At 72.5% G+C, this 22413-nt stretch carries 19 protein-coding genes; 10 read left to right on the top strand and 9 right to left on the bottom strand.

The genetic code is table 11. From position 1 onward, the window contains the following. Nucleotides 1-39: 39 nt before the first annotated feature. Both FHX74_RS14980 and FHX74_RS14975 read left to right on the top strand, forming a co-directional pair. Nucleotides 40-1422 (top strand): RNA polymerase sigma factor, encoded by a 1383-nt coding sequence (locus FHX74_RS14980; protein WP_328823847.1) that lies wholly within the window; start codon nt 40-42, stop codon nt 1420-1422. Between the two features lie 172 nt (nt 1423-1594). After that, complete coding sequence (locus FHX74_RS14975) at nt 1595-2749, top strand: hypothetical protein (RefSeq protein WP_182561014.1); 1155 nt, start codon at nt 1595-1597, stop codon at nt 2747-2749. Between the two features lie 40 nt (nt 2750-2789). On the opposite strand, the gene FHX74_RS14970 is transcribed toward FHX74_RS14975, so the two are convergent. From FHX74_RS14970 to FHX74_RS14955, 4 genes are all read right to left on the bottom strand, one after another. Then, a complete protein-coding gene (locus tag FHX74_RS14970) occupies nt 2790-4037 on the bottom strand; it encodes a hypothetical protein (protein WP_182561013.1) in 1248 nt (415 codons plus the stop codon). Then, nucleotides 4034-5026 carry an aldose epimerase family protein gene (locus FHX74_RS14965; RefSeq protein ID WP_182561012.1) on the bottom strand — a complete coding sequence of 331 codons (993 nt, stop codon included), beginning with the start codon at nt 5024-5026 and terminating at the stop codon, nt 4034-4036. Before FHX74_RS14965 ends, FHX74_RS14970 begins: the two co-directional genes overlap by 4 nt. Further along, complete coding sequence (locus FHX74_RS14960; protein WP_182561011.1) at nt 5016-6152, bottom strand: mandelate racemase/muconate lactonizing enzyme family protein; 1137 nt, start codon at nt 6150-6152, stop codon at nt 5016-5018. The genes FHX74_RS14965 and FHX74_RS14960 overlap by 11 nt, the downstream gene beginning before the upstream one ends. Before the next feature lie 74 nt (nt 6153-6226). Continuing rightward, nucleotides 6227-7069: an IclR family transcriptional regulator gene (locus FHX74_RS14955; RefSeq protein ID WP_182561010.1), complete on the bottom strand. Its 843-nt coding sequence runs from the start codon at nt 7067-7069 to the stop codon at nt 6227-6229. Between the two features lie 159 nt (nt 7070-7228). Here FHX74_RS14955 and FHX74_RS14950 point away from each other — a divergent pair, with 159 nt between their 5' ends. The 5 genes from FHX74_RS14950 to FHX74_RS14930 are packed head-to-tail and all read left to right on the top strand — an operon-like array spanning nt 7229 to nt 13481. After that, nucleotides 7229-8194: a carbohydrate ABC transporter permease gene (locus tag FHX74_RS14950; protein ID WP_182561009.1), complete on the top strand. Its 966-nt coding sequence runs from the start codon at nt 7229-7231 to the stop codon at nt 8192-8194. Beyond that, complete coding sequence (locus FHX74_RS14945) at nt 8191-9150, top strand: carbohydrate ABC transporter permease (RefSeq protein ID WP_182561008.1); 960 nt, start codon at nt 8191-8193, stop codon at nt 9148-9150. The genes FHX74_RS14950 and FHX74_RS14945 overlap by 4 nt, the downstream gene beginning before the upstream one ends. Before the next feature lie 53 nt (nt 9151-9203). Then, on the top strand, nt 9204-10550 hold the full coding sequence (locus FHX74_RS14940) for an ABC transporter substrate-binding protein (RefSeq protein ID WP_182561007.1): 1347 nt from the start codon (nt 9204-9206) through the stop codon (nt 10548-10550). Nucleotides 10551-10572: 22 nt separating this feature from the next. Beyond that, nucleotides 10573-11598, top strand: a complete 1026-nt coding sequence (locus tag FHX74_RS14935) for a zinc-dependent alcohol dehydrogenase (RefSeq protein WP_182561006.1) — start codon at nt 10573-10575, stop codon at nt 11596-11598. 44 nt (nt 11599-11642) lie between these two features. Beyond that, a complete protein-coding gene (locus tag FHX74_RS14930) occupies nt 11643-13481 on the top strand; it encodes an alpha-galactosidase (RefSeq protein ID WP_182561005.1) in 1839 nt (612 codons plus the stop codon). A 33-nt stretch (nt 13482-13514) separates the two neighbouring features. On the opposite strand, the gene FHX74_RS14925 is transcribed toward FHX74_RS14930, so the two are convergent. Beyond that, on the bottom strand, nt 13515-14300 hold the full coding sequence (locus FHX74_RS14925) for an SDR family NAD(P)-dependent oxidoreductase (RefSeq protein ID WP_182561004.1): 786 nt from the start codon (nt 14298-14300) through the stop codon (nt 13515-13517). 51 nt (nt 14301-14351) lie between these two features. Between FHX74_RS14925 and FHX74_RS14920 the strand changes: the two genes are divergently transcribed. Continuing rightward, on the top strand, nt 14352-15359 hold the full coding sequence (locus tag FHX74_RS14920; protein WP_182561003.1) for a phosphotransferase enzyme family protein: 1008 nt from the start codon (nt 14352-14354) through the stop codon (nt 15357-15359). 40 nt (nt 15360-15399) lie between these two features. Here the strand turns inward: FHX74_RS14920 and FHX74_RS14915 are convergent, their stop codons facing one another. From FHX74_RS14915 to FHX74_RS14905, 3 genes are read right to left on the bottom strand one after another with little or no spacing between them, the layout of a single operon-like run. Continuing rightward, a complete protein-coding gene (locus FHX74_RS14915) occupies nt 15400-17073 on the bottom strand; it encodes a cellulase family glycosylhydrolase (protein ID WP_182561002.1) in 1674 nt (557 codons plus the stop codon). 21 nt (nt 17074-17094) lie between these two features. Beyond that, nucleotides 17095-18447: an FAD-dependent oxidoreductase gene (locus tag FHX74_RS14910; RefSeq protein WP_220484045.1), complete on the bottom strand. Its 1353-nt coding sequence runs from the start codon at nt 18445-18447 to the stop codon at nt 17095-17097. Next, a complete protein-coding gene (locus FHX74_RS14905; protein WP_182561001.1) occupies nt 18444-18869 on the bottom strand; it encodes a nitroreductase/quinone reductase family protein in 426 nt (141 codons plus the stop codon). Before FHX74_RS14905 ends, FHX74_RS14910 begins: the two co-directional genes overlap by 4 nt. 88 nt (nt 18870-18957) lie before the next feature. On the opposite strand from FHX74_RS14905, the gene FHX74_RS14900 reads away from it, so the two are divergent. After that, a complete protein-coding gene (locus FHX74_RS14900; protein WP_220484044.1) occupies nt 18958-19479 on the top strand; it encodes a MarR family winged helix-turn-helix transcriptional regulator in 522 nt (173 codons plus the stop codon). Nucleotides 19480-19571: 92 nt separating this feature from the next. On the opposite strand, the gene FHX74_RS14895 is transcribed toward FHX74_RS14900, so the two are convergent. Beyond that, nucleotides 19572-19775 (bottom strand): DUF7455 domain-containing protein, encoded by a 204-nt coding sequence (locus FHX74_RS14895; protein WP_182561324.1) that lies wholly within the window; start codon nt 19773-19775, stop codon nt 19572-19574. Nucleotides 19776-20265: 490 nt separating this feature from the next. Between FHX74_RS14895 and FHX74_RS14890 the strand changes: the two genes are divergently transcribed. Further along, nucleotides 20266-22383, top strand: coding sequence for a DNA gyrase/topoisomerase IV subunit B (locus tag FHX74_RS14890; RefSeq protein WP_182561000.1), 2118 nt, complete (start codon nt 20266-20268; stop codon nt 22381-22383). Nucleotides 22384-22413 lie beyond the last annotated feature (30 nt).

Below are 22413 nucleotides of genomic sequence, written 5' to 3'. Positions count from 1 at the left end.
GTGACACCCACCTCCGATGGCCGCCCCACCGATCCGAGGGTGGCCGCAGCGGCTGCCGGGAAGGCGGGCCAGGTCGACGCTCCGGTGAGGGGGACGGCCGGCGCCGCGAAGGCACCGGCGAAGAAGACCGCCGCCCGCAAGAACCCGCTCCAGGCCGTCCCGGACGCCCCGGCCAAGAAGGCCGCTCCGGCCAAGACCGCGGCGCGGACCGCGAAGACGGCCAAGACGGCCAAGGCCGTCCCCAAGACCACCGCCAGCGAGGCGAAGGCGGCCGCCAAGGCCGTCGCCGGCAAGCCGAACGCCGAGGTCGCCGTGGCCGTCGAGGGCGAGGACCTCGTGGTCACGGTCGCCCCCACCAAGAAGCGCTCGCTGGACGACGTCGACGAGAACGCGTTCGAGCCGGCGCAGGAGGAGAACCTCGAGAAGGAGCTCGTCGAGGAGGAGCAGGGCTTCAGCCTCTCCGACGCCGACGACGCCGACGAGCCCGAGCAGCAGGTGATGGCGGCCGGCGCCACCGCCGACCCGGTCAAGGACTACCTGAAGCAGATCGGCAAGGTCGCGCTGCTGAACGCCGAGCAGGAGGTCGAGCTCGCCAAGCGGATCGAGGCCGGCCTGTTCGCCGACGAGAAGCTCAACGACCCCGACGTCAAGATCAAGAGCTCCGACCAGGACGACTTCGACTGGATCGCCGAGGACGGCCGCCGGGCCAAGAACCACCTGCTCGAGGCCAACCTGCGGCTGGTGGTCAGCCTGGCCAAGCGCTACACCGGCCGCGGGATGCTCTTCCTGGACCTGATCCAGGAGGGCAACCTCGGTCTGATCCGGGCGGTCGAGAAGTTCGACTACACCAAGGGCTACAAGTTCTCCACCTACGCCACCTGGTGGATCCGGCAGGCGATCACCCGCGCGATGGCCGACCAGGCCCGCACCATCCGCATCCCGGTGCACATGGTCGAGGTGATCAACAAGCTGGCCCGGGTGCAGCGGCAAATGCTGCAGGACCTCGGCCGCGAACCCACTCCGGAGGAGCTCGCCAAGGAGCTCGACATGACCCCGGAGAAGGTCGTGGAGGTGCAGAAGTACGGCCGCGAGCCGATCTCGCTGCACACCCCGCTCGGTGAGGACGGCGACAGCGAGTTCGGCGACCTGATCGAGGACTCCGAGGCGGTCGTCCCGGCCGACGCGGTCAGCTTCACCTTGCTGCAGGAGCAGTTGCACGACGTCCTGGACACCCTGAGCGAGCGCGAGGCCGGTGTGGTCTCGATGCGGTTCGGGCTCACCGACGGCCAGCCGAAGACGCTCGACGAGATCGGCAAGGTCTACGGCGTGACCCGCGAGCGGATCCGCCAGATCGAGTCCAAGACGATGAGCAAGCTGCGCCACCCGTCGCGCTCGCAGGTGCTGCGCGACTACCTCGACTGAGTTCGGCTCGGCGCCGAACGAACGCCGCCCGGGTCCTCTCCCGGGCGGCGTTCGTCGTCTCTGCAGGGCTCCGGGGGAAATCGGCTGCCGGTGGCAGCGCCATCCGGGTCCTCTTGCCAGCCTCCGGTGCGAGCCCTAAGTTTCGACTCAGAATCGAGACCAGGGAGCCCCCGTGCCCGTTGTCCGAGGCCTGCGCCGGCTGTCCGGCCCCTCAGCCCGTCTGCTGCTCGTCCTGCTGCTCGGCGTCGTGACGACGACCTCCCTCGGAGTGACGGCGACCCCGAAGGCGCTGGCCGCCGTGGAGACCCCGCGGTTGGCGTCCTATCAGGGCTCGCTCGAGACGCCGGTCCGGCTGGCCGAGCCCGACTGCGGCAACGACAACCCGGTCTGCGGGTCGTTCCGGCTGAGCGTGGTCTACGACCGGGTGTCGGCGCTGCCGGCCGGCGAGCTCAGCGCGCAGCTGTTCGGCACCGCCTCGCTGACCCGGGTCGCCAGCTGCGTCACCGCGGCCGGTGTCCGTCGCTACGCCGACGACGTGGCCCGGACCGACCAGGTGCAACTGGGCACCTCCCGCGGCTTCCCGCTCACCAAGCAGCCCGGGGCGACCACCGTGACCGGGCAGGTCTTCGCGGTCTTCGGCCCGGCGCCGGTGCCGACCTGCGCGGCCGGGAGCACGGCGACGCTGGTCTCGGCCCGCATCGGCGGCATCTCGCTCGCGCTCAGCACCATCGGCGAGGGCGGCACGACCTGGACCAGCACCGTGCCCGACCGCTGGTCGTGGAACGGCCGGGTCACCGACACGGCTCCCGCGCCGGTCGAGGCCGGACCGCTGGAGCTCGATGGCTACCTGCTCACCCTGGCCGCTCCCACGGTGCCGGGGGCGGCGGCGAGCTGCCCGGCGGTCAACGGCTGCGGCCTGCTGACGTTCGTGGGCACGCCGTTCCGGTCGGGGGACCGGTCGACCGTGCTCCGGGGGGCGCTCAAGGCCTCCGGGACGGTGGTCCGCGACTACGGCTGCCTGACCGGAGCGGGTCGGCGGCTGCCGCGCTACGCCAGTCGGGTGCTGGAGCCGGCGCTGTTCAACGGCGGTCCGGGCAAGGTCTTCACGCTGTTCCCCGACCGGGACTCGACGATGGTGACCCTGACCGCGCCGCTCGTCGACGCCCAGCCCGGCACCTGCCCGGACGGGACGCGCGCGGTGCTGACCCGGATCGCGCTCCGCGACCTGACCGTCACGCTGGTGGCCTTCACCAACCCGGAGGCCCGCACGGTCAGTCCGGTGACCGGGCGTTGGGTCTGGGCCGGGTCGGTGCCCACCGGCTCCTGACCGGGGACGTCCCGCCGGGTCGTTCCGCACGTGCCCGGGTTCAGGCGTCGTCGTCGAGCACGAGCAGGTGGTCGGAGGCGTAGCGGTCACCCTCCGGGCCGAGTTCCTTGACGAAGAAGCGCGACCGTCGACCGGTGCGGGCCGAGGTGCGCCGGTCCTCCCGGTCCCGGGGGTCGTCGGTCGGTTGCAGGCACGGGTACCAGAGCGTCCGGCCGGACCGGCGGTCGAGCAGCTGCGGCGGGCTCCAGTCCACGGCGTGGTCGCCGATACCCAGGTCGGGGTGCCGGTTGACGGCGAGGTAGACGGCGTCGCCGACCCAGGCCGGCGCGTCGACGCGCCCGCAGAGCATCACCCAGCAACCCAGGTCGACGTTCCAGCTGACCGACGGTCCCCAGAGGAACGAGCGGTGGCCATCGGAGACCGGCCCGCCGCCGTCGGCCGGGTCGAGCCGGAGCGACGGCACCGGCGCGCCGACCCCGTCCGCGGGCGCGGCGAACGCCCGGCCGTCCCACCGGCGGGCCGCCGGTCTCCCGGCGCGCAGGTCCGCGAGCGCGAGCCGGGCCACCGAGATGCACTGGCCGCGGTGCTCGACCTCGGCCGAGGCCGAGTCCGGGTCCCACCTGCCCGGATAGCCGTACTCGCCGTAGAAGACGTAGAGGAAGTCGCCGCAGACCACCGCCGAGGGGTCGCCGACCCCGCCGGGGAAGGTGCGGTTGCGGTTGACCGGGAGCCGCACCAGCCGGTCGTCGTGGTCCTCGAGGGCCACCCCGAGGTTGGTCCAGCTCGTGCCGCCGTCGTCGGAGCGCAGGACGAGGATCCTCGGCACTGCCTGGACCGAGTCCGGACCGCGCAGCCCGGACGGCCAGGCGTGGTCGCGGTAGCCGGTACCGGTGTCCGGGTCCCAGGGCAGCGTCTCCGGGTAGTTCTCGTTGTGGGCCAGGGCGTAGAGGGTCCGGCCCGACGGGTCCCCGGGGTCGGCGACCAGGCTCTCGAACCACACCGCACCGTGCAGGCAGGTCGCGGTGTGCCGGTGGCCGGGCGGGTCGTTCGGCGGCAACGACACCCGGCCGAGCTCGTCGGCCCGACAGCCGAGGGCCTGCGACGGCGTCGCCCCGCGTGCGGTCCGCAGCTCGTCGGCCGGGCCCCACACCGGGTCCTCGCCCCACTTGCCGGGGAAGGTCCGGAACTCGTCGTCGACCCAGGCGGTGGCCAAGTTGGCGTCGACGAACGAGCCGACCTTGATCCGGGATGCCGGTTCGAGCCGGAACCGGGGAACCGCGGTGCTCACGGCTCGGTCGCCGGCTCGATGCCCGTGCCGACCACGGCGCGCAGCTGCCACGACCGCACCTCGTGCGGCCCGAGCACTCGGTGGGTCCCGGCCGCCACGCCCTCGCTCACCGACAGCGGGTAACCGGTGCAGGGCTCGAGCACCAGCACGTCGAGCCCGCGCCAGCCGCCGCCGTAGGAGGCGAAGGACCAGCAGGAGGGCAGGTCGGCCAGGTCCCACTCCAGACCCAGCCCCGAGCCCTCGTCCGGGTGGACGACGCCGCAGCGGCCGGCGTGCATCGTCTCGGCCAGCAGGAACTCCGACACCCCACCGCGGCTGGTGTCCGGCGGCCGGCGCAAGTCGTGCTGCACGCCGTCGGCGACCAGGTGCGGCCAGGTCAGCAGCGGGTCGTCCGGGCGTCCCCGCGGGTGTCCGAACCCGTCCAGGCGGACGCGGTCGGCCGCCATCACGATCCGGCTCTCCGGGCGCAGCGCCACCGCCACGTGGCTCTTCCAGAGAAAGGGCAGCGGTCGGGTCGAGGCGTTCCCCAGCCGGTGCTCGACGACCAGGTCCGGTCCCGCGCCCAGCGTCAGCCGTTTGGTGACCAGGGTGGCCGAGACCGGAGGCTGCACCGTCAGCTCGACCCACACCTCGGTCGGCGCCGCCGCGGGACCCGTGCTCCCGGTGGTCACCGACCACGGCTGGGTCCAGAGCTCGCCGTGGTCCGGCATCGGCTCGCCGCCGAGCGTCTCGGGCTCGTCGTTGGGGAACAGCTCGTCCCAGCCGCCGAGGAAGGCGTCGTCGAAGACGGCGCCGGTCGGCACCTCGCGCACCGGCACCCGCGGGTTGCGCCAGAGCAGCTCGAGGTCGGCGTGCTTGTCGACCAGGCTGATGATCTTGCCGCCGAGCCGGGGCAGCACGACGGCTCGCAGCGCTCGGTTCTCGAGCACCACCGCCGGCTGGCCGGCCAGCGCCCACTCGGTGCTGATGCGCGGCCGGTCAGCCGACACGGAGGCGCTCCAGCACCGTCGGGTCGATCTCGACCCCGAGCCCCGGACGGTCGAGCGGCAGCTGCACCCGGCCGTCGGCGAAGCTGATCTCCTGCCGCACCAGGTCGCGGGCGATGGGCGAGGTCGAGACGGTGTGCTCGATCAGCCCGCCGGTCGGCGCGCAGGCGGCCAGGTGGGTCGAGGCGGCCACCAGCACGCCGCTCTTGAACGCGTGCGGGACGAGCCGACGGTGGTGCCGGGCGGCCAGCCACGCCAGCCGCCGGCCCTGGGTCAGCCCACCGCAGCGGCCGAGGTCGGGCTGCAGGACGTCCAGCCGGGCCCGGGTGGCGAGCACCTCGAAGGCGGTGTAGTCGCTCTCCTGCTCGCCGCCGGCGATGGCCAGGGTGGTCCGGTCGGACAGCCGCCGGTAGCCGTCGACGTCGTCGGGCGGCAGCGGCTCCTCGAGCCAGCCGACGCCGTAGCCCTCGTAGACCGCGGCCATCCGGACCGCCGTCTTGACGTCCCAGACCTGGCCGGCGTCGATCATGATCGCCACCTCGTCGCCGACCGCGGCGCGGATCCGGCGCACCAGCTCCTCGTTGAGCGCGAGGTCGGCGCCGAGGGGTCCCCAGCCGAACTTGATCGCGCGGTAGCCGCGGCTCGCGTACTCGGCCGCGGCCGCCGCGGCCAGGTCCGGGGTGTCGGGCATCACCAGGCTGGCGTACGCGTCGAGCCGGTCGCTGCGTGGGCCGCCGAGCAGCTGGGCGACCGGGAGCCCGAGCAGCTTGCCCGCCAGATCCCACAAGGCGATGTCGGCGGCGCTGATGGCGTGCATGGTCGACCCGCCACCGAAGTAGCGGCTGCCGGCCACCATGTTGTGCCAGAGCAGCTCGAGGTCGAGCGGGTTCCGGCCGAGCAGCACCGACCGCAGCCCGCGGGCGATCAGGTGCGACGGCTCGGCCTCGACCACCGCCTGCGCGACCGGCGGGGACGAGTCGGCCTCACCGACCCCGACCGTGCCGTCGCTGGCGGTCACGAAGACCAGCAGGGTGTCCTGGGTGCCGTCGCACCGGGCGGCGTCGACGTCGGGCAACCGGAGGTGGACGGCCTCGACGTCGGTGATCGAGACCGCGGGGCGGACGGACATGCGTCTCCTCGTTGAGATCGTGCGGACGGCTGGTGGTGCGGCTGGTGGTGCTCGTGCTGGCGGGGACGCCGGACTCAGCGGGTGCCCGCACCGGTGGGCTGCGGCAGCACCTGCTCGCCGAGCTCCTCGGCGACCAGGCGCCGGATGTCGTCGATCTGTGCCTCGAGCTCGCCGGCGCTGGTCCGGGTGGCCACCGCGCTGACGCTCAGCGCACCGGTCGGCCGGCTCGAGGAGTCCAGGAACAGGGGGAGCGCGATGCAGGTGATGCCGAGGTCGTTCTCCTCGAGGTCGAGGCTGTAGCCGCACCGGCGTCCGCGCTCGAGCGCCTGGTGCAGGGCCCGGGCGGTGGTCAGGGTGTGCGGGGTGCGGGCGACGAGGGGACCGTGCTCGGCGACGTAGCGCTCGACAGCGGGCAGGTCGGGCAGCGCGTGCATCAGCAGTGCCTTGCCGATCCCGGTCCGGTAGGCGGGGTTGGTGCCGCCGATCACGCTGCTCATCTGGAGGGTGCGCCGGCGCGGCGAGACCTTGGCCTGGTAGACGATCCGGCCGTCGTCGAGCACGCCGTAGTGGGTGGTCTCGCCGGTGTGGTCGGCCAGCCGCTGGAGCAGCGGCTCCACCGTCCGGCTGGGGGTCTGCGCCTCCTGGTAGCTGTAGACCAGCCGCACCAGGTCGTAGCCGAGCCGGTAGAGCCCCTCGTGGTCCTGACGCGCGAACCCGCTCTGGACCAGGGCGCCGAGGGCGCGGTGGGCGGTGGACTTGGGAGCCTGCAGCGCGGTGGCGACGTCGGCCAGCCGGGCGCCGTCCGGGCTCTCGGCCAGGAACCGCAGGATGGCCAGCACCCGGGCCGATCCGCTCAGCCCGGCGGCCTCCGGGTCGCCGCTGGTCGCGGACGGCCCGGCCTTGGCGGGGGCGGCCATGGTGCCTCCTGGAGCGGGATCGGACCGGCGCGCGGTCCTCGGACCTGATCGTGACCACACCGTAGTCAGTGACCGCTTGACCGCGGTGGGTGTGGCCGTACGATACTGCTGTCCCATTATTGCGCACAACGTTCCGATTATCGGAACGAGGGAGACGGTATGACACTGACGCGTACCGAGCCGGTCGCCGCACCGAGCGACGGCCCCCGCGGGGAGCGGCCGAAGCGGCGGCGCAGCCGGATGACCCGGAACCAGGCGCTGTGGTGCTACCTGTTCATCGCGCCGGCGCTGCTCGGGCTGCTGCTCTTCTCGCTCGGCCCGATGGTGGCCTCCTTCCTGCTCAGCTTCACCTCCTACGACCTGCTGTCGGCGCCGCAGTGGGTGGGTCTGCAGAACTACGTCGGGCTCGCCGAGGACACGCTGTTCCGCAAGTCGCTCTCGATCACGCTGATCTACGGCGTGGTCAGCGTGCCGGCGACCTTGCTGATCGGGCTGCTGGTCGCGATCCTGCTCAACGGCAAGATCCCCGCGATGGCCTTCTTCCGCTCGGCCTACTACCTGCCCAGCGTGATCAGCGGTGTCGCGGTGGCGATGTTGTGGAAGTGGCTCTACAACGGCCAGTACGGCCTGATCAACACGGTGCTCGGCGCGCTCGGCATCCCGGGTCCGGCCTGGCTCACCGACGAGCACTGGGCGCTCCGGGCGCTGATCTTCATGAGCCTGTGGGGTTTCGGCGGCACCATGCTGATCTATCTCGCCGGGTTGCAGGGTGTGCCCAAGGAGCTCTACGAGGCGGCGCAGGTCGACGGCGCCAGCCGGTTCCGCCAGCACCTGCACATCACGGTGCCGATGCTGAGCTCGGTCACGCTGTTCAACCTGATCATGGGGATCATCAACAGCCTGCAGGTCTTCGCCGAGCCGTTCGTGCTGACCCCGAACGGCGGCCCGAACCAGTCGACCCTGCTGCTCTCGGTCTACCTGTACCAGAACGCCTTCCAGTACCTGAAGATGGGCTATGCCTCGGCCATCGCCTGGGTCAGCTTCGCGATCATCGTCGTCTTCACCCTGCTGGTCTTCCGCTCCACCCCGATGTGGGTGCACAACGAGACGAGCGAGGAGCGATGAGCACCGTCGAACGCCCCGCGGCCGATCGCACCGGGGACTCCTCACCCACGGTCGGCCCGGTTCCGGCACCGCCCGCCGGTGCAGCCCGCGCCGGTCGCCCGCAGGACCGTCCGCGCCGCCGACGCCACCGGCGCGGCCGGGTCGCCGCCTGGGTCCGGGTGATCATCCTCTCGGTGGGCTGCTTCACCGTGCTGATGCCGGTGGTGTGGATGGTGCTGACCTCGCTGAAGACCGCCGACCAGGTGCTGGTGATGCCGCCGGTGTGGTTCTTCACGCCGCAGTGGCACAACTACGTCGACGTACTGACCCTGGTGCCCTTCCAGCGCTACATCCTCAACACCGCCACCATCGTCGGACTCGTCGTCCTCGGGACGCTGCTCAGCTGTTCGTTCTGCGCCTACGGCTTCGCCCGGCTCCGGGCCCCCGGCAAGAAGGTGATCTTCGCGGTGCTGATGGGCACGCTGATGCTGCCGAGCACCGTCACTCTGGTGCCCACCTACATCGTGTTCAACAACCTCGGCTGGCTGAACACCTTCAAGCCGCTGATCCTGCCGGCCTTCTTCGGCAGCGCGTTCTTCATCTTCCTGTTCCGGCAGTTCTTCCTCGGCATCCCGCGTGAGCTCGAGGAGGCCGCCCGGATCGACGGGGCGAGCTACTTCCGGATCTGGTGGAGCCTGTTCCTGCCGCTGAGCTGGCCGGTGATCGCGACCGTCACCGTCTTCACCTTCGTCGGCGCCTACAACGACTTCTTCGGTCCGGTGATCTACCTGTCCGACGAGTCGAAGTACACGATCGCGGTCGCCCTGTCCTACTTCAGCGGCTCGCCGCGGATCGGTCCGCAGATGCACCTCACCATGGCGGCCACCACCATCGCGGCGCTGCCGTCGGTGATCGTCTTCCTGCTCGCGCAGCGCTACTTCATCCGCGGGATCGCGGTCAGCGGGATCAACAAGTGACCGCCACCGGACCCCACCGCTCCAGCACCTCTCACCACCGGAAGGACGTCACGATGACCGCTCTCCACCGCCCGATCTCCCGCCGGACGCTGCTCGGCGGCCTGGCCGGCGGCGCCGTCCTGGCCGGCGCGGCCGGCTGTTCCGGCGGGTCCGGCAGCCAGGACCAGCCGGCTCCGGTCCCGACCGACGGCAAGGTCATCGGCCGCACCGACCTGGAGATCTTCGCCTGGAGCAACGGCCCGACGATCGACGCCAACTTCAAGAAGCGGGTCGACCTGTTCAACCAGGACCACCAGGGCAAGTTCACGGCCAAGATCAACTTCCTGCCCTACGACCAGTACTGGCAGAAGGTGCAGCTGCAGTACGCGGCCAACAAGCCGTTCGACATCTACTACTGGGACGTGCAGGCCTACGCCCACTACAAGAAGGGCCTGGTCTTCGACGAGCAGCCGGTGATCGACACCACCGCGATGATGGACGCCGCGAAGTACCCGACGAACCTCTACGACCCGTGGAAGTTCGACGGCAAGAACCTCTACTGCATCCCGGAGAACATCCAGTCGACCGCCCTCTTCTACAACAAGGACCACTTCGACGAGGCCGGCCTCGACTATCCCGACGCCACCTGGACCTGGGACAAGGTGGTCGAGGTCGCACCGCAGCTGCAGAAGAGCTCCGGCGGCAAGGTCACCCGGTGGGGCCTGGACATCGGCACCCTCGGCATCTGGTGGGGCATCCAGACCCTCGCCTGGGCCACCGGCACCGCGTTCGTCGACAAGCCGCTCGAGCCGACCGCGTTCCAGATGACCGATCCGAAGGTCGTCGAGTCGATGAAGTTCGTCCAGGACCTGATGTGGGCCCAGCACATCGCCCCGCGGCCGGAGGAGCGGGCCGACGTCGCCGCGAACAACGGCGGCTTCGCCTCCGGGGCCTACTCGATGGTGCCGGGCGCGACCTGGGACATCGCCTCCTACAACCAGATGAAGGCGAAGTGGGCGATGGCGCCGATGCCGACCTACCAGGGCCAGCGGGTCGCGCCCTACTGGCTCGGCGGCTGGGTCATCCCGAAGAAGTCGGGCGCGCTGACCGCCGCGCAGACCTTTGCGCTGTGGAGTGCGACGACCTTCCAGAAGCAGATGGCCAAGGATCACGACTGGATCCCGATCGAGAACGCCGCCCGCGACTCCTCCGACATGCTCTCCGGGATGCCGGACGGCTTCGCCGAGACGATGAAGGCGCTGCCGCAGGCTCGGATCGGCGACATCTACACGACCAACATGCAGCAGATCTTCAACGAGGTGTTCGGCCCGAACTTCGACCAGATGTTCAACAACAAGCTGACCCCGCAGGCGGCCGCGCAGAAGATGCAGGACGCGGCCACCAAGCTGATCAGCAACTGACCGCCGGTCGAGGACGACGACGATGAAGGCCCTGGTGCTGGCCGAGGTGGCCCGCTTCGAGGTCCGCGAGGTCGACGAGCCGGTGCCGGGGCCGGGCGAGGTGCGGATCGCCGTCCGGCAGTCGGGGATCTGCGGTTCGGAGCTCGGCGGGTTCACCGGCTCGGACGGGTTGCGGCACCCGGGCTTGGTCTTCGGCCACGAGCTGGTCGGCGTGGTCGATCGCTACGGGCCCGGGGCGGAACCGGCGCCCCGGCTCACGGTCGGGGCCCCGGTCACGGCCAACCCGCTGCGGTCCTGCGGACGGTGCCCGGTCTGCGCGTCCGGGCGGCCGAACGTGTGCCCGCACCGGCAGCTGCTGGGAGCCCACCTGCCCGGCAGCAACGCCGAGTTCGTGGTGGTGCCGGCCGACGCGCTGCACCCGCTCGACGGGTTTGCCCGGCCCGAACGCGCCGTGCTGGCCGAACCGGCGGCCTGTGCGGTGCGGGCCGTCGCGCAGGCCGGGCCCGCCCCAGGCGCGACCGCACTGGTGCTCGGCGCCGGGCCGATCGGGCTGCTGCTGATCGAGGTGCTCCGGCTCCGCGGGGTCGGCGCGGTCTGGTTCACCGAGCCGCACGCCGGTCGGGGCGAGGCGGCCCGCGCCTGCGGGGCGGTCGAGCTCGACAGCGACCCCGAGCGGCTCGCTGCCCGGATCGGCGAGCTGACCGGTGGCTACGGCGTCGACGTCGTGTTCGACGCGGTGGGCAGCACCGTCACCCGGCAGAGCGCGACCCGGGTGGTCCGGTCCGGTGGCACCGTCTGCCTGGTCGGGTTGCACACCCACGAGACGCCGCTGCCGGTCCGCGACCTGATCCGTCGCGAGGTCACCCTGACCACGAGCTTCGCCTACACCCCGGACGACTTCGCCGCCGCCGTGGAGCTGCTGCGCCAGGAGGAACTGGTCTTCCCGGCCGGGCTGGTCCACGCCCGGCTCGAGCAGGGGCAGCACTGGTACGAGCTGCTGCTGGCCGGTGACCCGGCCGGCAAGGTCGTGCTCGAACCGCCGCGCTGACCGGCCCTCGGCCGTACCCGCCCACCGCCATCGTCAGGAGCCCCATGCCCGCCACCGGCCCGTCCGCCGACCTGACCGCACCCGAGACCACGCTCGACCGGACGACGGGGCGGTCGCCGGCCGAGCCGACGGTGCGTCCACCGTCCGCGGAGATCGAGCTGTCCCGGACCCGGTCCGGTCCCGGCGCGGCGACCTGGACGCCGGTCGTCACCGCCGCGGCTCCCGGCACCGCGGTGCGACCCGACTTGGCGGTCGTCCAGCTGCCCGGGCTGGTCCGACTCGTCGGGTTCGCCAGCAGCTGGGGGATGGAGTTCCAGCCGCTCCCGGTGCCCACCGGGACGGCGGCCGTGGTCGAGACCACGGCCGGCCGGTCGAGCAACCAGGCCATGCCCTGGCTGTTCGCCGAGCTCGCGGACGGCTGGTACGCGATCACCGTGCACTGGAGCGGCAACTGGCGGTTCAGTCTCGACGGGCAGCGGCTGCACGTCGGGCTGCGACCGGAGGGTCAGACCACGACGGTCGGCGACGGCCCGCTCCCGACCCTCCCGGCGGTCAGCGTCGGCTGGGGCGCCGACCGCCCGGCCGCGGCCGCGGCCCTGGTCCGCCACCTGGCCGCGTCCGGACCGACCGCGCCGCTGCTCACCGAGTGGAACCACTGGTGGCCCTACGAGGACGCCGAGATCACCGAGGACGTCTTCCTGGCCAACGCCGCGGTCGCGGCCGACCTCGGGCTCGAGGTCGCCGTCCTCGACGCCGGCTGGTTCGGTCGCTCCGACGCGGGGAGCGACTGGGTGGGCCAGCGCGGCGACTGGGACCTCGTCAACACCGCCCGGTTCCCGCACGGCCTCGCCTGGCTGGCCGACCGGACCCGCGAGCACGGGATCGACTTCGGCATCTGGATCGAGGCCGAGGCGGTGGGGCCGGAGGCGACCGTCGCGGCACGCCGTCCCGAGCTGCTCGCGCGCGGCGCCGCGGGCGAGCCACTCGGCTACGTCTGCCTCGGCTCGCCGGCCGGGCAGGAGCACGTCCGCCGCAGCGTCAGCGGGCTGATCGAGGCCACCGGGGCGCGGTGGATCAAGTGGGACTTCAACCTCGACCCGGGCGACGGGTGCGCCCGCGACGACCACGGTCACGGCCCCGGCGACGGGTTGCTCTCCCACTACCGGGGCCTCTACGCGGTCCTCGACGCGCTCCGGTCGGCCCATCCCGGGACGCTGTTCGAGGCCTGCTCGTCGGGCGGCCTCCGGATCGACGCCGGGCTGGCCGAGCACGTGCATGCGTTCTTCCTCTCCGACCCGGACTGGACCGAGCACGCGCTGACCTGCTTGTGGGGAGCCGCCCAACAGCTGCCGCCGCGCCAGCTGCTGCACTGGCCGCAGAGCGAGTGGCGCGGCGAGCACCGCTTCCAGAAGGTCGACTACTCCGGCACCCTGCTCACCGTCGACCGGTTCGACACCATGATCAGGGCGGCGATGCTGCACCGGTTCGGGATCTCGGTCCGGCTGACCGAGATGCGCGCCGACCTGCGTGCCCGGCTCCGTCACCACCTCGGGGTCTACGACCGGCACCTGCGCCCGCTGCTGGCGGACGGCGTGCTCGTCCCGTTGGGGGAGCAGCCGCTGCACGCCGAGCAGGGCTGGCGCCAGCCCGCCTTCCAGCTCACCTCGGGACGGCAGCACGTGGTGGCCGGGTTCCGGCTGCCACCCACCGGGAGCTGGCTGCCGCTGCACCCGCGCGGCCTCGACCCGGACGCCCGCTACGAGGTCCGCGATCTCGGCGACGAGAGCGTGACGGTCCGCACCGGGCGCGAGCTCTCGGCGGAGGGGCTCACCGCGGCGGACACGGCGACCTCGGTGCTGTGGTCGTTGAGTCCGTGCTCCTGAGCTGCTCCCGAGCTGCGCCCGGGCCGAGCGCGGTCAGGTCGGATAGGGGTAGCAGCGGGCGGTGGCCCCGCCGTCGACCGTGACCGCCTCGCCGTTGACGAAGCCGGCCGCGTCCGACAGCAGGAAGGCCACCACCCGGGCCACCTCGAGCGGGTCGATCAGCCGACGAATCGGGTGCAGGTCCGCGTACTCGTCGTAGAGCGCCCGCGGGTCGTCGGCCTCGTCGAGGAAGCGCTGGGTCAGCGGCGTCATCACCGCCCCGGGACGGACCGTGTTGCACCGGATCCCGTGCGGCGCCTCCTCGACGGCGAGCTGTCGGGTGAGTGCGTCGATCCCGCCCTTGGTGGCGGCGTAGACGAAGGAGTCCGGGAACCCGACCAGGGCGTGGATGCTCGACACGTTGACGATGGCTCCGCCGGTGCCGTGCATCGCCCGGGCTGCCGTCGCGCAGCCGAGCATGGTGCCCATCAGGTTGACCCCGACGATCGCCTGCATCGTGGTCTCGTCGAGGTCGCGGGCGCGGGTCGGGTGCTCGATCCCCGCGTTGTTGACCCAGCCGACCAGCCGCCCCCGCCGCTGCGCCTCGGCCAGCGCCCGCTCGTGGTCATCGCGCTGCCGGACGTCCCCGGTCACCGGGACCACGGCCTCGCCGTACCGCTCGACCAACCCGTCGAGCCGCTCGCCGTCGCGGTCGAGGGCGACCACCACCCGGCCGTCCGCGACCAGCACCCGGGTGATCGCTTCGCCGATGCCCTGGGCCGCGCCGGTGACGACGACGGCGGGCCGGGCGCCGGGGACGGAGGTGAGCTCGCTGGTCATCGCGCGAATCTACGGCGCGGGCGACCGGTGGCCTGGCTAGGGTCGGCGTTCGTGGACGAGCCGCGGACGCAGGGCACGCTGTCGCCGGGCGCGACCCGGGTCTGGGACGCGGACGAGCAGGGGTGGCACCCGCTGTGGCTCACCGCCGACGAGGTGCCAGGTGTGGTCGCCGACCACTTCGGCGTGACCGTCGGCCCGGCCTCGCTGCTGACCGAGGGACTGCTCAACCAGACCTGGCGGCTGCACGGCCCCGACCACGACCGCGTGCTCCGGGTCAGCCGCCCCGAGCGGACCGTCGAGCAGGTCGCCTGGGAGCACCGGTTCGCGGCGGCCGTCGGCGCGGCCGTGCCCGCGGTGGTCCGGGCCGAGACCTGCCGGGTGCCCGTGGTCCGCGGTCACGCGCTCACCCTCTACCCGTTCGTGGCCGGCCGCTCCGGACGGCTGGTCGCCCCGTGGATCCGGACCCGACAGGTCGCGGCGGCCCTGGCTGCGCTGCACCGGGCCGCGCTGGACGCGGACCTGCCGCCGCGACCGGGGACGACCGCGGTCGACGAGCGTCCGCGCTGGTTCGGCTGGCCGGCGACGCGCGAGCGGCTGACCGCCGAGCCGGCGCCGGGCACCGCGCAGGTGGTGGAGGAGATCGACCACGAGCTGGCCCGGCTCGACGACTGGCTCGACCGGCAGCAGGCCGCGGGTCGGCTCGACCGGCGGGCCGCGGTGCACGGCGACCTCAATCCGCGCAACCTGCTCTTCGCCGGTGACGACCTGGTCGGGATCGTCGACCTCGACGACTGCCGGATCGAACCGCTGGCCTGGGAGGTCGCCCAGACCGCGTACGGGACGGCCGGCGTCCCCGCCGAGCAGGTGTGGCGCTGGTACCGCGACGCCGGCGGCCCGCTGCCCGAGGCCGACGTCGAGCGGCTCGCCGAGTTCGCCCGCATCGGCGCGCTCTCGGAGCTGCAGTGGCTGCGTCCCGACGTCGAGCCGGTCGACCGGACCACGGCCCGGTTGGCCGGGATCCTGGACCAGCTGGGCGGCCGGGTCGAGCGCGACGGCTGAGCCGCGGTCGACCGAGCCAGCGCAGGATTCAGCGCAGGGGTCAGCGCAGGGTCAACACCGGGGACTGCGGGGCCGGGCCCGGCGAGTTCGCCTGCAGCCCGACGGTGACGCTCTGTCCGGCCGGGATGGTCCGGGCCCAGTCCGCCCCGGTGCAGGTGACCCGCCCGGACGCCACCGCGCAGGTCATGCCCCAGGCGTTGGCCACTCCGGTCGCCGACGGGTCGGCCCAGCTGACGCTCCAGCCGTTCTTGGCGGTGGAACCGGCCCGGACGGTCAGCTGCGCGACGTACCCGGCGTTCCACGACGAGCTGAGCTGCCAGCTGGCCGTCGCCGCACCGCTGCTCGGCGCACCGCTGCTCGGCGGGGCACTCGGGGTGGGGCTGCTGGGTGCCGGGCTGCTGGGTGCCGGGCTGCTGGGTGCCGGGCTGCTGGGTGCTGGACTGCTGGGTGCCGGGCTGCTGGGTGCCGGGCTGCTGGGAGCGGGACTGCTCGGGGCAGGAGTGGACGGGCCGCTGGTCGGGGCCGACCGGCCGAGGATCGGGGCGAGGGCGTCGAGCTTGGCGCGCTGCGGGGTGACCCAGTCGTCGCCGACCAGCCCCCCGGTGTCACCGCTGTTCGGGTTGAACGACCAGTAGGCGAAGCTGATCCGGTTCGTCTTCAGGTAGCCGACCAGCCGGGTCAGCCACTGCCGGTCCGTATCGGTCTGCAACCTGGTCCCGAACTCGCCGAGCAGCACCGGCGCGATGTTCCGCTGCACCAGGTAGCCCCAGTTCGCGGTCCACACCCGGTCCAGGTTGGCCGGGTAGTCGGCCGCGGAGAACCACGGCTGCGGGTAGATCGAGGCGGGATAGTCGTGCGGGGAGTAGACGACCCGGTTGGGCACCGAGAGCACCACCGGGTGGGCGGCCACGTCGGCCAGTCCGCCGCCCCACCAGGTGGCCTGGTTGTTGCCCTGCTGCTCGACGCCCTCGACGACGATCAGCAGGTTGGGGTTGGCGGCCAGCACCGCGTTGCCGGCCCGGGTGGCCGCGGCCGCCCAGTCGCGGCTCCGGTCCCCGCACCCCCAGCACGCCGTGCCGTGCGGTTCGTTGTGCAGGTCGACGCCGATCACCGTCGGGTCGTTCCGGTAGCGCTTGGCCAGCATCACCCAGTCGTCGATCCAGCGCTGCTCCGACCAGGCGGAGGTGTACCAGAGCGCCGACTGCGACCCGGAGTCCGGCCGGTGCCGGTCGAGGATGACGGTCAGCCCGTGCGCGCGGGCGGAGGCGATCACCGCGTCCATCACCTGCAGCGGCGTCTTGCCGACCAGCCCCGGGTTCTTGCTCGCGTCGATGCCACTGGTGCTCGACCCGGCCAGGCACTCGTTGCTGTACGGCAGTCGGATGGTGGTGAAGCCGAACGAGGCGATCTGGGCCATCCCGGCGTCGAGGCCGATCTGCCACAGCCCGTGCGGAGCGCAGTTGGCGGTCTCCATCCCGAACCAGGACACGGCCTTGATCACGTACGGCCGGCCGTCGGCGGTGGTGATCGTCGCCCCGGACGTCCGCAACCAGCCCGAGGTCGCCGCCACGGCACGGTCCGGGCGGACGGTGAGGAAGCCGACCACGACGGCCAGTGTGCAGACCACCGCGACCACCGCGGTCACCGAGGCCGGCAGCAACCGGCGGCCGAACCTGCGGCGGGCGACCGGCCGGAGCCGGGAGACGGTCCTCACCGTCCGCACCCTAGGGCACGATCAGCGCACGGGGAGGGGCTTCGCGGCGTCCTCGTTCCCGTCACCGGCGAGCAGCCCGGACGCGAGCACCGGCGGGTTCGGCCCGTAGGCGTTCGACCGGGCCGACCGCGCCCGGACGCCCGGGATCGCGGTGACCACCTTGAGCAGCCGGCCCGGGATCAGCGGACGGCCCGCCTCGCGCGCCTCCTTGGCCCGCCGTTCCACCTTGGCCTGGTCGTCCTGCACCTCGACGATGGCCGCCTCGCGGTCGGCCTGGATCGCGGCGAGCACCGCCTCCGGCACCACCTCGGGGACCGGCGCGCCGCCGTGGCCGGTGAGCACCGGCACCAGCCGGTTGGTCGCCGCCACCGCGTCCTGGATGGCCATCAGGATGCCGTTCCCGCCCACCGGTGAGATGACGTGCGCCGCGTCGCCGATCAAGAGCAGCCCGGGTTGGTGCCAGCGCTCGGCGCGGAGCAGCTCGACCGACAGCAAAGTGGTCTGGCCGAAGTCGGTCAGCTGGTCGATCCGGTCACCCAACCAGGCGACGTGCTCGCGGAGGAACGCGCGGATCGGCTCGACGCCGGCCTCGCGGGCCGCCGCGAAGCCGCCCTTGGGCAGGCTGTAGCCGATCTGCCAGGTGTCGTCGCCGCCGAGCAGCCCGACGTAGTGGTGGGTGCCGAAGTAGAGGTCGACGTCGGCCTCGGGCGGGTCCTCGGGCCGGCGCGGCAGCCGGAACCAGAGCAGGTCGCTGGCCGCACCGAGGTCGGTGACCGGGACGCCGGCCAGCGTGCGGAGCCGGGAGAACCGGCCGTCGGCGGCGACGACCAGCCGGGCGCGCAGCCGGTGCTCGCCCGCGTCGTCCTTCCAGGCCACGCCGGTGACCGTGCCCGGCAGCCCGTCGCCGGACCGGCCGACCGGCTCCTGGTCGGCGTCGGTCAGCAACCGACGCACCCGCGCCCCCGTCCGCAGCGTGAACGACGGCAGCGCGGCCGCCCGCCCGGCCAGGAAGTCGAGGAACCGGGCCTGCGGCATCAGCGCGATGTAGTTGAACTTCGAGTGGATCCGGCCGTAGTCGGCGGTGACCAGGGTGCCCGCCGGGGTGTGCATCCGGAACCTGGTCGCCGCGAAGTGCTCGAGTTTGAGCAGGTCGTCGGCCAGTCCCAGCCGGTCGAGCAGCTCGAGCGTGTACGGGTGCAGCGAGTCGCCGCGGAAGTCCCGGTCGAAGTCGCGGTGCGCTTCGAGCAGGTCGACCCGGACGCCGGCCCGGGCCAGCAGGTAGGCCAGCAGCACGCCGCCCGGTCCGCCTCCGACGATCGCGACGTCGGTGGTCAGCTCCGGCTCGGCGGCGTCGACTTTCTCGGTGGTGCTCACGACTGCGCCGGGACCAGCGCGAAGACCGCCATCCGGTCGAGTGCGGGCTCGACCTGCTCCGGGGTCGGGTGGTCGGGGAGTCCGAAGGCGGCCACCGCCCACGGGGCGTCGACCGCGGCGAGGTAGCGCGACACCGCCTCGGCGGCCGGCCGGCCGTGCAGCTCCTCGGTGCGGTAGTCGTCGCGACGGCCGCCGGCCAGCACCGACCCGTGACCCGCGGCGATGAGGTTGCTCGGCCAGTCGCGGGTGCGGTCCGGGCAGACCAGCCGGTAGCCGTCCTCGAGCCGGAGCAGCCCGACCGGGGTGCGGCGCGGTTCGCCACTGCGCCGGCCGGGCACCTCGAGCACCCGCAGGCCGTAACCGCCGACGGGGATCTGGTCGGGTTCGGTGACGAGCAGCCGCTGGGTCATCTGGGTGTTCATCGCTCGCGGGTCGGGGCCGGGGCTCGACGTCGACACGGTCTCTTCAATCACTAGTTCATCTAGTTACCTTGTGAACTAGGATAGGCACGTGACCGACGGCAGACAACAGCGGGAGGTCGGCCCGCCGGGTCCGGCGGCCGGGGCAGTGCCCATCGGGCTGGCGCTCCGGGACCTGCTGGCCACCTACGCCGACGTGCAGGACGCGATGGGCCGGTCGATGGGGATGTCGCCGGGGGACGTGGCCGCGCTCGACGTGATCGTCCGGGCCCAGGACTCGCCCGACGGCGTGATCGGACCGGGGGAGCTGGCCCGCCGGCTCGGCATCACCACCGCCTCGGCGACGGTGATGGTCGACCGGCTCGAGGCCCGCGGCCACCTGCTCCGGCAGCGGCACCCGCGCGACCGGCGGCGGGTCGAGCTGCACCTGACCGAGAGCGCCCGGGACGAGGTGGTCGCGACGCTCCGCCCGCTCAACGCGGCGCTGGCCCGGCTGACCGACGGGCTCGATCCCGACCGGGCGGCCGCCGTGCTCGACTACCTGCGCGGCGCGACCGCCGTGCTCCGTGCGTACGCCGACCGTCGCGACGAGGGCGACGACCCGTCGGCCTGATCCCGTCCCGGTGCCGGAGTCCCCCGGGGACGACGAAGGGCCCCCGCCGGCGGCGGGAGCCCTTCGGTGATGCTGGCTGGCTGACCTGGCGGTCAGCGGGCGAGGCGGTCCGTCTCGTCCTGGATCTTGAGCGCGACCTGCTTGAGGCGGTCGGCGTGCTCCTTGCCGTGGTGGGCGCAGAAGAGGAGCTCGCCCCCACCCGAGAGCGTGACCCGCATGTAGGCCTGGGCGCCGCATCGGTCACAACGGTCCGCTGCGTTCAACGCAGCTCCTTCGATCACTGTGGTGCTCACGATTGGCCTCGCTCTCTCCGTCTGGGGCTCCGGGGCCGGTGCCGGCTGCGCCGGTCCTGCCCGGGGTCCTGCTGTTGTCCCACTGTCGTGCGGTCCTGCCCTGCTGTCTTACCCACTGATGCGGTACGTCCATCAGCTCGTACGTCCAGTCAACACCGGGGACGGCCCGGATTCTTCCCGCCCAGTGTCTCCACACCGTGAAGGTTGTGTAACGGCAACGCGCGCACGGACTGCGGACAATCCGTGCACGGATCTGTTCCCCGGCCCGCCGCCATCCGGATGCCGACCCGACCCCGTCGTCGGCAACGGGTGCCCGGTCACCCGGTCACCCTGGACCTCGCCCACCGTACCTGCCTCTCCGAACGCTCCCGGGACCGTCCGCCGCGGGCGAACGCCGGTGCTCCCGACGCCGGTGATTCGTGCCCGACGACATCGCGGATGGGGTGGCCCGGACCTCCCCGGGAGCGTCGGTCCCGACGGGTAACCTCGCGGCGTGTCCACCGCCTCCGTCACCGCGTCCGGCAGCACCTCCTCGCGGCAGAACCCGGTCGCGGCCGGTGAGTCACGCGACTACGAGGCGCGCCACCTGCTGGTGCTGGAGGGGCTGGAGGCGGTCCGCAAGCGTCCCGCCATGTACATCGGCTCGACCGACACCCGCGGGCTGATGCACTGCCTGTGGGAGATCATCGACAACGCGGTCGACGAGGCGCTCGGCGGCTTCGGCGACCAGATCGACATCAGCCTCGCGGCCGACGGCAGCATCGCGGTCCACGACCGGGGTCGCGGCATCCCGGTGGACATCGAGCCGCGGACCAAGCTCTCCGGTGTCGAGGTCGTCTTCACCAAGCTGCACGCCGGCGGCAAGTTCGGGGCCGGCTCCTACAACGCGACCGGCGGTCTGCACGGCGTCGGCTCGTCGGTGGTCAACGCCCTGAGCGCGCGGCTCGACGTCGAGGTCGACCGCAACGGCAGCACCTGGGGGATGTCCTTCCGCCGCGGCGTGCCCGGCGTCTTTGACGGCGACGGACCGGACGCGCCGTTCACCCCGCAGAGCGGACTGCAGAAGCTCCGGCGCGCGAAGAAGGGCGTCACCGGCACCCGGGTCCGCTACTGGCCGGACCGGCAGATCTTCCTCAGCACCGCCGAGCTCTCGCTGCCCGACCTCGAGGCCCGGCTGCGCCAGACCAGTTTCCTGGTGCCCGGGCTGGGGCTGACCGCCACCGACGCCCGTGGCGGCGAGCCGGTGGTGCAGGACTTCCGCCACGACGGCGGGATCACCGAGTTCTGTGAGTTCCTGGCCGCCGACCCGCCGGTCAGCGACGTGCTGCGGCTGCAGGGCACCGACCGGTTCACCGAGACGGTCCCGATGCTCGACGACGACGGCCACATGACCCCGACCGACGTCGAGCGCGAGCTCGAGGTCGACATCGCGGTGCGCTGGGGGACCGGGTACGACACCACCGTCCGGTCGTTCGTCAACATCATCGCCACCCCGAAGGGCGGCACCCACGTCGCCGGCTACGAGCGGGCCCTCACCCGGGCGTTCACCAAGGTGCTCGAGGGCACCCGGCTGCTCAAGTCGGGCGAGGAGGTCGTCAAGGACGACGTCCTCGAGGGGATGACCGCGGTGGTCACCGTCCGGCTGGCCGAACCGCAGTTCGAGGGCCAGACCAAGGAGGTGCTCGGCACCCCGGCGGTCTCGCGGATCGTCACCAAGGTGACCGAGGCCGAGCTGACCGCCTTCCTCACCTCCACCCGCGCACAGACCAAGGCGCAGGCCCGCACCGTGCTCGAGAAGGTGGTCTCGGCCTCGCGGGCCCGGGTCGCCGCCCGGGCGCACAAGGAGGCCCAGCGCCGCAAGAACGCGCTGGAGAGCTCGAGCCTGCCGCCCAAGCTCAAGGACTGCCGCAGCAACGACGTCGAGCGGTGCGAGCTGTTCATCGTCGAGGGCGACTCGGCGCTCGGTACCGCGCTGGCCGCCCGCAACTCCGAGTACCAGGCGCTGCTGCCGATCCGCGGCAAGATCCTCAACGTCCAGAAGGCCTCGATGGGCGACATGCTCAAGAACGCCGAGTGCGCCTCGATCATCCAGGTGGTCGGGGCCGGCTCCGGACGCAGCTTCGACCTCGACGCGGCCCGCTACGGCAAGATCATCTTCATGGCCGACGCCGACTCCGACGGGGCGCACATCCGGTGTCTGCTGGCCACCCTGTTCTTCCGCTACATGCGGCCGCTGGTGGCGGCGGGCCGGGTGTTCTCGGCGGTCCCGCCGCTGCACCGGTTCGAGCTGACCAACCCGAAGCGCGGAATGGAGAAGTTCACCTACACCTACACCGACGCCGAGTACCAGCGGAAGGCCGCCGAGCTGACCAAGAAGGGCGTCGGGTTCAAGGAGCCGCAGCGCTACAAGGGGCTCGGTGAGATGGACGCCCACCAGCTCGCCGAGACCACCATGGACCCGCGGCGGCGGCTGCTGCGGCGGATCACCGTCGACGACGCCGAGGACGCCGAGGCGGCCTTCGAGATGCTGATGGGCAACGACGTCGGTCCGCGCAAGGAGTTCATCGTCCAGGGCGCCTACGCCCTCGACGCCGCCGCCATCGACGCCTGAGCGCTCCCGGCACCTGCGCGCTCCGGACGT

It is taken from the genome of Microlunatus kandeliicorticis (assembly GCF_014137855.1).
Taxonomy (GTDB): Bacteria; Actinomycetota; Actinomycetes; order Propionibacteriales; family Propionibacteriaceae; genus Microlunatus; species Microlunatus kandeliicorticis.
Note: the sequence above shows the minus strand (reverse complement) of the source record. Positions and strands in the feature narration are given on the sequence as shown.

Coding starts and splice junctions, on each gene's coding strand:
- FHX74_RS14960 (WP_182561011.1), bottom strand. CDS start 6,152: ATGTCCGTCCGCCCCGCGGTCTCGATCACCGACGTCGAGGCCGTCCAC.
- FHX74_RS14935 (WP_182561006.1), top strand. CDS start 10,573: ATGAAGGCCCTGGTGCTGGCCGAGGTGGCCCGCTTCGAGGTCCGCGAG.
- FHX74_RS14950 (WP_182561009.1), top strand. CDS start 7,229: ATGACACTGACGCGTACCGAGCCGGTCGCCGCACCGAGCGACGGCCCC.
- FHX74_RS14945 (WP_182561008.1), top strand. CDS start 8,191: ATGAGCACCGTCGAACGCCCCGCGGCCGATCGCACCGGGGACTCCTCA.
- FHX74_RS14905 (WP_182561001.1), bottom strand. CDS start 18,869: ATGAACACCCAGATGACCCAGCGGCTGCTCGTCACCGAACCCGACCAG.
- FHX74_RS14925 (WP_182561004.1), bottom strand. CDS start 14,300: ATGACCAGCGAGCTCACCTCCGTCCCCGGCGCCCGGCCCGCCGTCGTC.
- FHX74_RS14940 (WP_182561007.1), top strand. CDS start 9,204: ATGACCGCTCTCCACCGCCCGATCTCCCGCCGGACGCTGCTCGGCGGC.
- FHX74_RS14930 (WP_182561005.1), top strand. CDS start 11,643: ATGCCCGCCACCGGCCCGTCCGCCGACCTGACCGCACCCGAGACCACG.
- FHX74_RS14955 (WP_182561010.1), bottom strand. CDS start 7,069: ATGGCCGCCCCCGCCAAGGCCGGGCCGTCCGCGACCAGCGGCGACCCG.